The 13288-nt window shown below is 63.1% G+C and carries 15 protein-coding genes and 1 other RNA gene; 8 read left to right on the top strand and 8 right to left on the bottom strand.

Annotated elements, in window-relative coordinates; translation table 11 throughout:
• Positions 1 to 23 precede the first annotated feature (23 nt).
• The gene (locus GJW30_RS21210; protein WP_347337725.1) at positions 24 to 1010 is read left to right on the top strand and encodes an alpha/beta fold hydrolase; all 987 of its coding nucleotides are present in this window, start codon (positions 24 to 26) and stop codon (positions 1008 to 1010) included.
• 5 nt (positions 1011 to 1015) lie between these two features.
• On the opposite strand, the gene modC is transcribed toward GJW30_RS21210, so the two are convergent.
• From modC to GJW30_RS21190, 4 genes are all read right to left on the bottom strand, one after another.
• Complete coding sequence (gene modC, locus GJW30_RS21205) at positions 1016 to 1681, bottom strand: molybdenum ABC transporter ATP-binding protein (protein WP_096358984.1); 666 nt, start codon at positions 1679 to 1681, stop codon at positions 1016 to 1018.
• Positions 1681 to 2379, bottom strand: coding sequence for a molybdate ABC transporter permease subunit (gene modB, locus GJW30_RS21200; protein ID WP_096358352.1), 699 nt, complete (start codon positions 2377 to 2379; stop codon positions 1681 to 1683). Before modB ends, modC begins: the two co-directional genes overlap by 1 nt.
• Positions 2380 to 2480: 101 nt before the next feature.
• Positions 2481 to 3278 (bottom strand): molybdate ABC transporter substrate-binding protein, encoded by a 798-nt coding sequence (gene modA / locus GJW30_RS21195; protein ID WP_245408589.1) that lies wholly within the window; start codon positions 3276 to 3278, stop codon positions 2481 to 2483.
• 195 nt (positions 3279 to 3473) lie between these two features.
• A complete protein-coding gene (locus GJW30_RS21190) occupies positions 3474 to 3683 on the bottom strand; it encodes a TOBE domain-containing protein (RefSeq protein WP_096358350.1) in 210 nt (69 codons plus the stop codon).
• Between the two features lie 131 nt (positions 3684 to 3814).
• Here GJW30_RS21190 and GJW30_RS21185 point away from each other — a divergent pair, with 131 nt between their 5' ends.
• A complete protein-coding gene (locus GJW30_RS21185; RefSeq protein ID WP_245408588.1) occupies positions 3815 to 5425 on the top strand; it encodes a GMC family oxidoreductase in 1611 nt (536 codons plus the stop codon).
• Here the strand turns inward: GJW30_RS21185 and mepA are convergent, their stop codons facing one another.
• Genes mepA through GJW30_RS21170 form a run of 3 tightly spaced genes read right to left on the bottom strand, consistent with a single transcriptional unit; the run spans position 5426 to position 7991 of the window.
• Positions 5426 to 6361 (bottom strand): penicillin-insensitive murein endopeptidase, encoded by a 936-nt coding sequence (mepA, locus tag GJW30_RS21180; RefSeq protein WP_096358349.1) that lies wholly within the window; start codon positions 6359 to 6361, stop codon positions 5426 to 5428.
• A 22-nt stretch (positions 6362 to 6383) separates the two neighbouring features.
• A complete protein-coding gene (locus GJW30_RS21175; RefSeq protein ID WP_096358983.1) occupies positions 6384 to 7109 on the bottom strand; it encodes a sulfate transporter family protein in 726 nt (241 codons plus the stop codon).
• Between the two features lie 45 nt (positions 7110 to 7154).
• On the bottom strand, positions 7155 to 7991 hold the full coding sequence (locus GJW30_RS21170; RefSeq protein ID WP_096358348.1) for a C40 family peptidase: 837 nt from the start codon (positions 7989 to 7991) through the stop codon (positions 7155 to 7157).
• Between the two features lie 157 nt (positions 7992 to 8148).
• On the opposite strand from GJW30_RS21170, the gene GJW30_RS21165 reads away from it, so the two are divergent.
• From GJW30_RS21165 to ssrS, 3 genes are all read left to right on the top strand, one after another.
• Positions 8149 to 9480: a flavin monoamine oxidase family protein gene (locus tag GJW30_RS21165; protein ID WP_096358347.1), complete on the top strand. Its 1332-nt coding sequence runs from the start codon at positions 8149 to 8151 to the stop codon at positions 9478 to 9480.
• A complete protein-coding gene (locus GJW30_RS21160) occupies positions 9477 to 10151 on the top strand; it encodes a Dph6-related ATP pyrophosphatase (RefSeq protein ID WP_096358346.1) in 675 nt (224 codons plus the stop codon). Before GJW30_RS21165 ends, GJW30_RS21160 begins: the two co-directional genes overlap by 4 nt.
• Positions 10152 to 10165: 14 nt before the next feature.
• Positions 10166 to 10320, top strand: a non-coding RNA gene (gene ssrS, locus GJW30_RS21155) — 6S RNA.
• An 8-nt stretch (positions 10321 to 10328) separates the two neighbouring features.
• On the opposite strand, the gene GJW30_RS21150 is transcribed toward ssrS, so the two are convergent.
• Positions 10329 to 10952 carry a ParB-like protein gene (locus GJW30_RS21150; RefSeq protein ID WP_096358345.1) on the bottom strand — a complete coding sequence of 208 codons (624 nt, stop codon included), beginning with the start codon at positions 10950 to 10952 and terminating at the stop codon, positions 10329 to 10331.
• Positions 10953 to 11089: 137 nt separating this feature from the next.
• On the opposite strand from GJW30_RS21150, the gene GJW30_RS21145 reads away from it, so the two are divergent.
• The 3 genes from GJW30_RS21145 to GJW30_RS21135 all read left to right on the top strand — a co-directional run bounded on the left by GJW30_RS21145 (position 11090) and on the right by GJW30_RS21135 (position 13288).
• Complete coding sequence (locus GJW30_RS21145) at positions 11090 to 11620, top strand: 5-formyltetrahydrofolate cyclo-ligase (protein ID WP_096358982.1); 531 nt, start codon at positions 11090 to 11092, stop codon at positions 11618 to 11620.
• Positions 11621 to 12442 carry a TIGR00282 family metallophosphoesterase gene (locus GJW30_RS21140; RefSeq protein ID WP_096358344.1) on the top strand — a complete coding sequence of 274 codons (822 nt, stop codon included), beginning with the start codon at positions 11621 to 11623 and terminating at the stop codon, positions 12440 to 12442.
• Positions 12443 to 12541: 99 nt separating this feature from the next.
• Positions 12542 to 13288 carry a YebC/PmpR family DNA-binding transcriptional regulator gene (locus GJW30_RS21135; RefSeq protein WP_096358343.1) on the top strand — a complete coding sequence of 249 codons (747 nt, stop codon included), beginning with the start codon at positions 12542 to 12544 and terminating at the stop codon, positions 13286 to 13288.

Below are 13288 nucleotides of genomic sequence, written 5' to 3'. Positions count from 1 at the left end.
TCCGCCATAGCGGATCGACAAAAATGCGGCGGTGGCTTCCTGTCGCTTCGTCATTTCGAGGCGGAGTTTCGATGCATATTGATCGGCGGACGGTTTTGTTGGGAATGAGTTTTGCGGCGGCGCAGTCACTTACGGCGCGGGCGAATTCGCCTGTCGGCGGCAGTCCAGCGAAGTTGCCCGCCGGCGCGCGTAGCGAATTTGCGACTGTCAATGGTGTGCGACTGCATTACGTCACGGCCGGGTCGGGCCCGGCGTTGGTTCTGCTCCACGGCTGGCCGCAGACGTGGTTTGCATGGCACGGCGCGATCGAGCGCTTTTCGCGTTCGTTCACGGTGATCGCCCCTGACTTGCGCGGCATCGGGCTCAGCGAAAAGACTGCAAGTGGTTATGACAAGCGGACATTAGCTGACGACATCCGCGACTTGGTGCGGCATGTCGGCTTCACCGACGCAAACATTGTCGGTCACGATATGGGCGGCAAGGCGGCCTACGTGCTTGCACACACGTATCCGTCAGTCGTGAGAAGATTGGTTCTTGCTGACTGCTCCATACCGGGCACAGAAGGCATGGATTCGCTGCGTGGCGGCATGTGGCACTACGGTTTCCACATGGCGCAAGGGTTTCCCGAGATGCTGACGGCTGGACGCGAGCGCGAATACATCGCCCGGCAGATCCGCGAGTGGTCATTTCGGCGCGGAGCGATCAACGACGCTGCAATCGATGAGTATGCGCGGCACTATGCGACGCCGGGCGGAATGACAACAGGTTTCAATCTTTATCGTGCGCTACGCGATGATGCGAAGTTCGTGGAAACGATTAGAGGGCGTTCGCTCTCGATGCCCGTGATGACGATCACGGGACGGCAAAGCGTTGGCGACAGCCTCGCGACCAATCTTCGGGTTGAAGCTCCACAGCTGACGAGCGTCGTGATCGAAAACTGCGGCCATTTTGTCGCTGAGGAAGCGCCAGATGAATTCTGCAACGCCCTCGCGGCATTTGTTGAAGCGTAAGCGACCTATGCGATGAGGCCAGCAGCATCTTCGACGCCGAAAGCTTTGCCGTCCGCGACGCGGACGACAACTGCAGCCATGCGGCGGATCTCGTCGGCCGAGTGGCTTACGTATAGGAGCGGCACGCCACTCTCGTCACGGAGGCGTTCGAAGTAGGGCAGCACTTCGGCCTTGCGAGCGGAGTCGAGCGAGGCGAGCGGCTCGTCGAGCAAGAGAATGCGCGGCTGCATCAGCAGTGCGCGGCCGATGGCGACGCGCTGGCGCTCGCCGCCTGACAGATTGCCGGGCCGTCGCGTGAGCAGATTGCCGAGGTTCAGCAGCGCAACCACACGATCCTCGGCTGCTTGATCTTGTGGCAGGCGATGCATGCGGCGGCCATAGTGCAGGTTGCTGCGCACGGTCATATGCGGGAACAGCCTGCCATCTTGGAACACGTAACCGACGTTGCGTTGGTGCGCCGGGACGTTGATGCGCGCTTCGCTGTCGAACACGGTCTCGCCGCGGATCGCGATGTGGCCGCGATCCGGCTTGATCAAGCCGGCGATCATGTTAATGAGGCTCGATTTTCCGGCGCCGGACGGGCCGTACAATGCGGCCGCTTTGGCGTCGACATCGAATTTCGCAACGATGTCGACTTGGCCGAGGCGCTTCGCGAAGTCGAGCGACAACATCATTCGTAACCGTAGGCGCGGGCGCCGGCGCGGCGGGCGAGCCATTCGGAGGCAACGAGCGCGATCAACGCGATGACAATCGCGATGACGACAAGCCGGGCCGCCTGAGCGTCGGCATTCGGGATCTGCGTGTAGGTGTAGATCGCGGCGGAGATCGTCTGCGTTTCGCCCGGAATGTTCGAGACGAAGGTTATCGTCGCGCCGAATTCGCCGAGCGCTTTGGCGAAACACAGCACCATGCCGGCGATGATGCCGGGCAGCGCGAGTGGAAGCGTAACGGTGAAGAATCGCCAGAACCAGTTTGCGCCGAGCGTTGCCGCCGCTTGTTCGAGGCGCGGATCGATCGCTTCGAAGGACAGCCTGGCGGCGCGGACCAGCAACGGAAAGCCCATCACGGCGCAGGCGACGGCCGCGCCGGTCCAGCGGAACGAAAGAACAATTCCGAAGGTGTCGGCGAGAAAGGAGCCGACCGGGCTGCGACGGCCAAGCCAGATCAGCAGCAGATAGCCGGTTACGACGGGGGGCATGACGAGAGGGAGATGGACAAGCCCATCGAGCAGCGATTTGCCCCAAAAACGCTTACGCGCCAGCACCCAGGCGATCGCGATGCCGGGCGGCAACGCGAGGATCGTCGCCAACGCGGCAATGCGCAGCGAGATTTTTATCGCGGTCCATTCTTCGGGAGTTAGCGTCGGCATTTGTGCAGACAATGTGAGTAGCGCGTCCGCGCTCTCATCTTGCCGCCGGAGCGGAATGACGAGAGCGCGGAAGCATCAACATGTACCAATGAATCGGCGGATCACGCTGCCGGCTTGTTAAGCCACGTGAAGCCGTACTTCTCGAAGATCGCCTTAGCGGCATCAGAGCGCAGGAACTGAATGTACTTCGCGGCGTCCGGCTTGCCCTGCGTGGTGACAGCGGCCGGATAGACGATCGGCTCGTGCGACCCTTCCGGGAAAGCGCCGACGATCTTCACCTTCGGCTCAACCTTGGCGTCGGTCTCGTAGACGATGCCGAGCGGTGCCTCCTCGCGCGCGACGAGCGCTAACGCGGCGCGGACGTTTTCTGCCATCGCCATGCGCGGTTCGACCTGCGCCCACAGGCCGAGTTTTTCGAGCGCGGCCTTCGCGTATTTGCCGACCGGCACGGCGCGCACGTCACCAGTGACGAGGCGGCCATCAGCGCCGAGCAGCTCGGTGAACTTCGTGTCCTTGTTGATCGTGACGCTCGACGTTTTCGAGTTTGCCGGCGCGATGAGCACTAGGCGGTTGCCGAGAAGGTTCACGCGGGTGTCGGATTTCACCAGCTTGCGCTGGTTGCCGTAGTCCATCCATTCGAGGTCGGCAGAGGCGAAGACGTCGGCCGGCGCGCCTTGCTCGATCTGCTTCATCAGCGCAGAGCTCGCGGCGTAGCTCGCCGTGACCTTGATCTTAGTTTCGTTGGTGAAGGCGGTGTTGATGTCGTCGAGCGCGTTCTTCATGGACGCGGCGGCGAAGACGGTGAGGGTCGGCTCTTGCGCGAAGGCGCCCGGCGCCATCGCGGGACCGGCGAGGACGAGGGCAGCGGCAAGGCCAAGGATGTGGCGGCGGATAATCATACGGACAGGCTCCATGCGCGCTGCGCGAGAATGAACTCGCGGCGCGAAATTTCAGGATGCCGGGACCGTCGTTCCGGATATGACGTGGCGCACGGGCAGCGCAACCACGGGGAGACCTTAGCAAGAGGAATCCCCGAGCAAAAGCCGGAGATTCCTCAAGAATCTGCGACTGATTGTCAGTCGCGCCGCTGCAGCTTAGTCAACAGCGATCATCACGTCGGAGGCCTTGACGATCGCATAAGCAACGTCGCCTTCTTTGAGATTGAGTTCTTCGACGGCCTGATTGGTGATCGAGGACGTAATCACCTTGCCGCCGCCGACGTCGATCTTGACGTGCGAGGTGGTCGCGCCCTTGGTGACGCCGACGATCTTGCCCTTGAGTTGGTTGCGTGCGCTGAGCTTCATGTATGTCTCCGTGTATTGGGGCGCGTATACCGGCCGCGGTGCAACTTGCCAAGGGCAAGCCGGATAACGGCTAAGTCCTTGCCAAGCGCAGGCAAACTCCACAACTTGCGCGAGAGGAGCCAGGAAACGCCGTGACGCCGACCAGCGAACAATTCGACTACATCATCGTGGGGGCGGGCTCGGCCGGCTGCGTGCTGGCGAACCGCCTGTCGGCCGATCCGCGCAATCGCGTGCTGATGCTCGAAGCCGGCGACAACGACAACTGGATCTGGTTCCACATTCCGGTCGGCTACCTGTTCGCGATCGGCAATCCGCGCGCCGACTGGATGTTTAACACCGAGGCCGAAGAGGGCCTCAATGGCCGCAGGCTGATCTACCCGCGCGGCAAGGTCGTCGGCGGCTGCTCGGCGATCAACGGCATGATCTATATGCGTGGCCAATCGGCCGATTACGACCATTGGCGTCAGCTCGGTTTGTCCGGCTGGGGTTGGGACGATGTGCTGCCTTATTTCAAGAAACACGAGGACAATTTCCTCGGTGCGAGCGATCTCCACGGCAAGGGGGGTGAGTGGCGCGTCGAGCAGATGCGGCTGTCGTGGGATCTACTCGATGCGTGGATCGCAGCCGCCGAGCAAGCGGGCCTCAAGCGCACCGAGGATTTCAATACGGGCGACAATGAGGGCGTCGGTTATTTCCACGTCAATCAGAAGCGCGGGCGGCGCTGGTCGGCGGCGCGCGGATTTCTCAAGCCCGTGTTGTATCGGCAGAACCTGAAGCTTGAGACGGGGTGTCAGGCCGAGCGCATTCTGTTCGATGGGCAGCGCGCGACCGGCGTCGCGTGGCGGCAAAACGGGACTTTGCGCGAGGCGAAATGCGGTGAGGTGATCCTCGCCGCTGGAGCGATCGGCTCGCCGCAACTGATGATGCTGTCGGGCGTCGGACCGGCTGAAGCGCTGCGGGAGCAGGGGATCGATGTCGTTGCGGATAAGCGCGGCGTCGGCGGCAATCTGCAAGATCATTTGCAATTGCGCACGATCTTCAAGGTCTCGGGCGGCAAGACACTGAACGAGACTTACGCGTCGCTGTTCCGGCGTGGTCTGATGGGGCTCGATTACGCGTTTCGCCGTCGCGGGCCGATGACGATGTCGCCGTCGCAGCTCGGCGCTTTCACGCGCTCCGATCCGTCGCGCGAGCGCGCCAACATTCAGTTCCACGTGCAGCCGTTGTCGCTGCCGAAGTTCGGCGATCCCCTGCACGGCTTTCCGGCGATCACGGCGAGTGCGTGCAACTTGCGGCCGACCAGCCGTGGCGCCGTGACGTTGCGCTCCGCGCAGGCGGGCGACGCGCCGAAAATCAAACCGAATTATCTTTCGACCGAGGAAGACCGGCTGGTCGCGGCGGATTGCATTCGCGTCACGCGCAAGATCATGGAGCAGCCCGCATTGGCACGCTATCGGCCGGAAGAATATCTGCCGGGCGCGAAAGTCGTCAGTGACGAGGATTTGGCGACGGCGGCGGGCGACGTCGGGACGACGATCTTCCATCCGGTCGGCACGGCGAAGATGGGATTGCCGAGCGATCCGACCGCGGTCGTCGACGAGCGATTGCGCGTGATCGGGCTGCAGGGATTGCGCGTCGTCGATGCGTCGATCATGCCGACGATCACCTCCGGCAACACCAATTCGCCGACGATCATGATCGCCGAGAAGGGCGCCGAGATGATCCTGCAGGATCGGAAGTAGTTACGGTGCGACGACGACCTGGCGGCATTCGGCCGGTAGCTGCGACACCATCATGGGTGGCTTCGGCTTTGCGGGCGGAGTTCCTGGTGGCGCTGGCTTCGGATTGAGAACGGAGTCTTTCATCCAGAACGCGAAGTCGCTGTCGGCGCAGCCCTCGCCTTCGGCGACGGGCTTTTGCCCCTCGCAGCCAGGACTGTCAGCCGGGCAGCGCAAGCGAACATGGAAGTGGTAGTGGTGCCCCCAGTATGGACGCACCTTCGCAAGCCACGAGCGGTCGCTCGGGCCTGCCTCGCGGCAGAGCGCTTTTTTGATTCCAGCGTTGACGAAGATTCGTTCGACCTCTGGCGCCTTCGCGGCGGCCTTGATCACCTGCGTGTGTCCAGTGGTCCAGACTTTTGGATCAATGTCTTTCTTATCTTCGCGCAGCATGGTGACGGCCGACATTTCCTCGCGCTCTTCACGCGACAGCAGACGCTTCGGCATCGGCGTCAGCCAAATGTCGGCATCGAGCCCGATCTGATGACTCGCGTGTCCGGTGAGCATCGGGCCGCCGCGCGGCTGCGCGAGATCGCCGACCATGATGCCGTTCCAGTTCGAGACCTTCGGCACTTGCTTGGCAAAGCGTTCGAGGAATTCGATGAGGTTGGGGTGGCCCCAGTTGCGATTGCGCGAGAGGCGCATGACCTGCCACGTCTCGCCGCTGACGGGGAGCGCTTGTGCACCGGCGAGGCAGCCGCGCGCATAGAAGCCGATGACGCGTGCTTGCAGATTAGCGGGCTGCTTAGCGGCACCGAACGCTTCCTTGGCGACCATGTCGGTCTTCGGCGCGACCAAATTCTTGAGTTTCTCGAAGGTCGTCTGCGCCTGCGCGGTCGTCGCGCCGAAAGCCTGCAGTCCGAGGATCAACCAGAGTGCGCTGCGCTTTTGAATCGCCATTCTGATCAGCCTGTTGGCGGCCTCAGCGTGATTCGGCGAGCCGCTTGTGCATATGTACCATCAAGGCTGTGGCAAACAACGGTGTCACAAAGTTGACCACCGGGATCGACACCAGCGCCGCTATCATCAACCCGGAGCCCCAAACCTCGCCGGAATGGGCCTTGCGCAGCGCTTTCGCCTCTGGCGGCGGACGGAACCGCATGGCGGCGAGATTGAAGTATTCGCGGCTGAGCAGGAATGCGGTCGCGACGAAGAAGATCACGGCGCCGGCGCCGCCGAAGAGCAGGAACGGCACGGCGAGCAGATAGACGCCGATGGAGAGCAGCGCCGCCTTCACGCTCTCCCACAGCGAACGCGCGAGCGGTAAAGCCGCGCCGGGCGGATCATTCGGGTAGTAAGTCTTCTCGACTTCAGCCGCGATGTCGTCGGCGAAGATTGCGGCAACCAGTGCCGTCGCGGCCGGCATCAGGAAGATGACACCCGCAAACACGCCGACGCCCGCAAACACGCCGACGCCCGCGATGATGCCGAGGATCCATTCAATCGTCTGCACGGCCCAGTTCGGGAACCACGTCCAGGTCGCTCGCAACCATGCGCCGCCGCTTTCCGCGCCCCAGGCAGCGAGGCGTTGCAGCGCGACACCTAGCACGATGAGGAACAGCACCGCCATGCCGGCGGATTTCAGCAGGATCGCGCGGAAAGGCTTCGAGACCATTTGCCGGAGCGCGCGGGCGGCGGCTGTGAACATGCGGGTTCCTTCGAACAACAACGACGTCCGAAAGTAATGCGCCGGTCAGAAATTGCGAGGGGCGCGAGCGCGCGCGTAGGCAGGCTCGCCGTAGGCCGGCTCGAGCGGCTGGTCTTCGGTTTCTTCTTCGGGCGGAAGCGGAAGATCGGCCCAGTGTAGCTTCTTGTAGTCGAAGCCGCTCTCGATCGTGGGCTTCACGACGGCGAAATACGGCGAGATGTCGAAGTCGCGCGGGGCGTAAAGCGAGTGATGGCGGATTTCGAGAATCTCGCGGCGAGCGCTGCGTGTCGGCGCTGACGTCGCCTTCGCGAGGATTGGATAACGCACCGACTGAAACGCCTGTGCGATCAGCGCCGAGCAAATGATTTTCGTCGGATCCCCCGAGCCGAGCGCCATCATGCGGCGGCGGAAACGTTTCGGCATCGGCAGCGGCAAAAGGTACCGCATCAGGTCCGTGATGTTCTTGAGATCATAGTCGAGGCCGCGTCGCGCGAGCGCATACGAACATACGGCGGCGCAATCCTGCGCACTCAACCCGACCGGACGACAAACGCGCGTGTGGAACTGTGCGTATTTCGATAGCGGCGCGGTGGCGACGCCGACGTTAAGCTCGGCTTCGATGAAAACGTGTGGATCGCCGTTCTCGTCGCGCGTGCCGGCGATCGGGCCGACGTAAAGCGCGGCATGCGACCACATCGATTGCGTGAGATAGCGGATGACGCCGGCGACGCGGGTGTTGCCTTCGACCAGCAGAACGTCGCCGGGCTGCAGCAGACGGCGCAGCGCTTCGGGAGAACTCGCAGCCAGCGGCTCGTAGCCGCGGTACGGTTCGGAAAGGTGCCGCGCAATGATGTTGCTCAGCCGATCGGTCAGCCAGCCCATCGATTTCTTCCCTGTCAGGCGCGTTTCGCCGCGCCATTGAATTGTCCTAAACTTTAGGTCGAACCTCCTTGCAGTTTCGTTCACGCGACTGTTGAACTTCCGGTCTATCGGGCACAAAAGGCTGGTCCAGGGGCACTTTTTCAAGACTCGGTTAAGTATGGCGGCAATCAATCGACGCGCATTCGCGTTAGGCGGCTCGGCGGCGCTCGCACTGCCGGCTTTCGCGCAAGCGCAAGCAACCGACTTCGATGTGGTGATCGTTGGCGCCGGTGCAGCCGGGATTGCTGCGGCGCGGCGGCTTTCTGAGGCGGGACGACGCGTCGTCATCGTCGAAGCGTCCGATCGCATCGGCGGCCGTGCGCACACGCAAAATTTTGGCAGCGGACATGCCGATCTCGGCGCGAACGTGCTGTACGGAGCGGACGCCAATCCGATCGCGCGGCTCGCGGCATCGCAGAAGGTCGAAATTGTTCGTGCATCGCCGGCGACGCATCTGCGCGTCGGCAAGCGCGTCGCGCGTGAGGGCGAGGTCGAGATTTTTCTATCGAGTCTCGCGCGCACGCGCCGCGCGATTCAAGAAGGCGGTCGCGCAGGCCGCGCCGTGCACGCCGCGAGCTTCTTTCCGAAAGACGTCACCGAATGGCGGCCGAGCGTTGACTTCATGCTCGGCGCCTTCGAGCGCGGGCGCGATTTGTCTGAAATCGCTGCGCAAGACATCGCGGTATCAGCCGAACGCGGCGATGCAGCCTATGCGCGGGGTGGCGTCGGTGCCTTGCTGGCTAAGCTCGCGCAGGGGCTGACGGTGCGGTTGTCGTCACCGGCGACACGCATCTCGACGTGGAAGAACACCTACGTCGAGACAGCGCGCGGCGGCATCGCGGCGCGCGCTGCGATCGTGACGGCGTCGACGGCAGTGCTTGCGGCGCAGAAGATCAAGTTTGAGCCCGCTCTTCCGGCGAATTTCGGCGAGGCGTTCACGAAGCTGCCGCTCGGAACGCTCGAGCGCATCGTCGTCGATCTGCCGGGCAATCCGCTCGGCCTCGCGAAAGACGAGCGCGTGTTCGAGCAGGCGACTGATACAAAAGCGGCGTCGATGCTGGCAAATGTCGATGGAGGTTCGCTTGCCTATATCGACATTGGCGGAAAATTCGCGGCTGAGCTTGCCGGCCGCGGGCCTGGTGCGTTGACGACCTTCGCGCGCGAGTGGATCGGCGAGACATTCGGCAATGACGCGATCAAGGCTATCGCCCGTGCGACATCGAGCCATTGGGCGAAAGAGCCGTGGATCCTCGGCGGTGCGTCGGTCGCGATCCCGGGCGCGCAAGGCTTGCGCAAAGTTCTGAGCGAGGGCGTGCGCGACCGTATCTGGTTCGCGGGCGAGGCAACGCACGACACGCAATGCGGGACCCTCGCGGGCGCGTGGGAGTCCGGCGAGCGCGCGGCGGATGCGGTGTTGCGGCGGATTGGTGGAGCCGCGCGCCGCCGATGAAAGCCATCATCGCGTGGTCGACCGGTAAGGACAGCGCCTGGGCGCTGCATCGCGTGCGATCGCAATACGAGATCGTTGGTGCGCTGACTACGATCACAGACGCTTTCCGCCGCGTCAGCATGCATGGCGTTCGCGAGGAGATTTGGCAGGCGCAGCTGGCCTCAGCCGGGCTCGCACCGATCCCGGTGCGCATTCCGTATCCGTGCCCGAATGAAGCGTACGAAGCCGCAATGGAAGCGGCACTAGCGCCGCAGATCGCGGCAGGCGTCACGCATGTGATCTTCGGCGATCTCTTTCTGCGCGACATTCGCGCGTATCGCGAGGAGCGATTGCGGCCGCTCGGTCTCACGCCGGTGTTTCCTCTTTGGGATGAGCCGACCGACCAGCTCGCGCGCGAGATGATGGCCGGTGGGTTGACCGCGCGGCTAACCTGCGTCGATCTCAAGAAGCTGCCGCGAGACTTTGCGGGTCGCGCGTTTGACGCTGCATTGATCCGCGATCTGCCGGAAGGCATCGACCCATGCGGCGAGAATGGCGAGTTCCACACCTGCGTGACGGGTGGACCGATGTTTGCGAAGGCGCTCGCGGTCGAATCCGGGATCGTGACGGAACGCGACGGGTTTTGTTTCGCGGACTTGAGCTTACGTGCTGGCAACGGCGGTACAAAGTGATTAAGTTCACGTCGCGGATGCTGTGAGGTGCGACAAGGACCATATTTCCGGGGCCTTATCGATCCAAACGGGAGCTGTCCCTGACCTCGCCCCTGGGCTTGGCCACATGGCGCCCACCTACGCTGTAGGTTCCCGGATCGAGCGCCTTGGCGGCCATCGCGGCTCCGCACTTTCCTTTTAGCTGTCGTCTGCAGGCCCGCACCAGCCGGGCAAATAAACCGCATTGTGGCTCTTTGCGGCCGCTATTGCTTGTTCCAAAGCGCGCGAAAAGTCGTCCTTCACCAGCTTGCGCGACACATTGCGGCGGAGAAAATCGGCCCATAGGAATTCGCTGAACGGCGTCGTGTCTTTGGCAAAACCGCCGGCGCGCCTGAGCTCGCCGGCAAGACTGCGATATGGGTCGTCTTTCAGCTCCGCGATCGTCTTCGGAATGTCCTTGAACGGGCGCCGCTCGCCGCTCGCATCGTATGGGTAACACCAGCGCTTGTTGTCTAGCACGCCCCAGAAAGCGCTGCGGTCGACCATGCGCAGATCCGCAATGATGGTGACGAGCACGTTCTTGACGTCTTCCTCGTGCAGCGCGCGGGCAAGATGGTGATGGTCGACGACGTAGTACCGATCGTCAGGACCGTGCACGACTGGAATCATGCGACGGCCAAGAATCTCGGCGCGCTTCTTTTCCGATTTCTGCGCGCGCCACCGTTTGCGCTTTTCCTTCACCTCGCGCATGCCGACTGTCATCTGCGTCGGCCTGAGATCGAGGATCGGGATCGGGTGGACGAGAGGGTCACGCGGCGACATGCGGCAATCTCCTGAGGGCAAAATTGGACGGCGCCCCCCGGCATGCTATCCAACCTCATGATGATCCAGCGAGTGAATTCTTGGTAACGCCCGCGCGGCCGGCTGCGGTCAAAGTCGTTGTGCGCACCGAAGCACTGATGCGGCGCGATGCGCTATCCGGCGAGGACCGCGCGCGGGCGGCCGAGGTGATCGCGGCGCGCGGTTTTCCGCTTTCCGTCGGCGGGCAGCGCGTCTCCGGTTTCATGCCGATCCGCACCGAGATCAATCCGCTGCCGCTGATGCGGCGCGGGGCGGAGGAGGGGGCTTCGCTGGCGCTGCCGATCATCCGCGGACGCGGCCAGCCGCTCGATATGCATGAGTGGTCGCTCGATGCGCCGCTGGAAAAACGCCAATGGGGCATCCGCGAACCGGCGTTCGATTCCAAGGTGGTTTACCCCGATATCGTGCTGACACCGCTTGCGGCCTTCGACCGTCGCGGCTATCGGATCGGCTATGGCGCCGGCTATTTCGACATGACGCTCAATGAGTTGCGCGCGCGCAAGAGCGTGATCGCAATCGGGCTGGCATTCGCCTGCCAAGAGGTCGAAACTGTGCCGATCGAGCCGCACGACGCGCGGCTCGATTTTGTGCTCACGGAGCGTGATGTGATCGACTGTCGCGAGGCGTAATTGCGTATTCTGTTTATCGGCGATGTGGTGGGACGTTCCGGCCGTCACGTGGTGACGGACAAGCTGCCGTCTCTCGTCAAAGAGTGGAAGCTCGACCTCGTCGTGATCAACGGCGAGAACGCGGCGGGCGGCTTTGGCATAACGGAATCGATCTATCACGAGTTCATCGAAGCAGGTGCCGACGCGGTCACGCTCGGCAACCACGCGTGGGATCAGCGCGAGGCGCTCGTCTTTATCGCCCGCGCGCCGAAGTTGGTGCGGCCGGTCAATTTCCCGAAAGGCACGCCGGGGCGCGGCGCTGCATTGGTCGAGACTAAAACGGGCGGCCGCGCACTGGTGATCAACGCGATGGGCCGCGTCTTTATGGATCCGCTGGAAGATCCCTTCCGCACCATCGAGAACGAGATCGAGGCATGTCCACTCGGCCAAGCCGCCGATGCGATCATCGTCGACTTCCACGCCGAGGCGACAAGCGAGAAGCAGGCGATCGGCCATTTCCTCGACGGGCGCGCGACGCTGGTGGTCGGCACGCACACGCATGTGCCGACGGCCGACCATCAAGTGCTGCCGGGCGGCACCGCGTATCAAAGCGATGTCGGCATGACGGGCGATTTCGACTCGGTGATCGGGATGCAGAAGGAGGAGCCGCTCGGCCGCTTCCTGCGCCGCATTCCGGCCGGGCGCTTCGAGCCCGCGATGGGGCCGGCCACGATGTGCGGCATTGCGGTCGAGACGGACGATAAGACCGGCCTGGCGACCAAGGTCGCGGCAGTGCGGATCGGCGGGCGGCTCGAGCAGACACGGCCGACATTCTGGGATTAACGTTGGGACTAACCGTTGGGATATGCCTTGGGATTGACCCGAAGGCCCCGGTTCGGCTTATAACGCGGCCCAATCTCAAACTTCTGACGGCATAGTGCTATGGCGGGTCATTCCCAGTTCAAGAACATCATGCACCGCAAGGGGCGGCAGGACGCGATCAAGTCCAAGCTGTTCGGCAAGCTGGCGCGTGAAATCACGGTCTCGGCGAAGCTCGGAATGCCGGACCCGGCGATGAACCCCCGCCTGCGCGCAGCAGTGCTGGCGGCGCGCGCCGAGAGCATGCCGAAGGACAATATCGAGCGCGCGATCAAGAAGGCGGCGGGCGCGGACGGCGAGAACTACGACGAGATCCGCTACGAAGGTTACGGCCCGGGTGGCGTCGCCGTCATCGTCGAGGCGCTGACCGATAATCGCAACCGAACGGCCTCCGAAGTGCGTTCGACCTTCACGAAGAGCGGCGGCAACCTCGCCGAGACCGGTGCTGTGTCGTTCATGTTCGATCGCGTCGGCGTCGTCGAGTATCCGGCGGACGTTGCGGATGCGGACACAATGCTCGAAGCCGCGATCGATGGCGGCGCCGAGGATGTCGTCTCGGGCGAAACTGGCCACGAAGTTTTCACGACGAGCGAGACCCTGGCCGGTGTTGCGAAAGCGCTGGAGACGAAGTTCGGCGAGCCTCGCAAAGCCGCGCTGACGTGGAAGCCGCAGAATACGATCTCGGTCGACGACGAGACCGGAGAGAAATTGCTGAAGCTCGTCGATACGCTGAACGATTCTGACGACGTCCAGAACGTCTATGCGAATTTCGAGATTTCCGAAGCGTTGATGGCGAAGCTGAGCGCCTAG

The organism is Variibacter gotjawalensis, assembly GCF_002355335.1.
Lineage (GTDB): Bacteria > Pseudomonadota > Alphaproteobacteria > Rhizobiales > Xanthobacteraceae > Variibacter > Variibacter gotjawalensis.
This window is presented reverse-complemented; position numbering and strand designations above follow the sequence as displayed.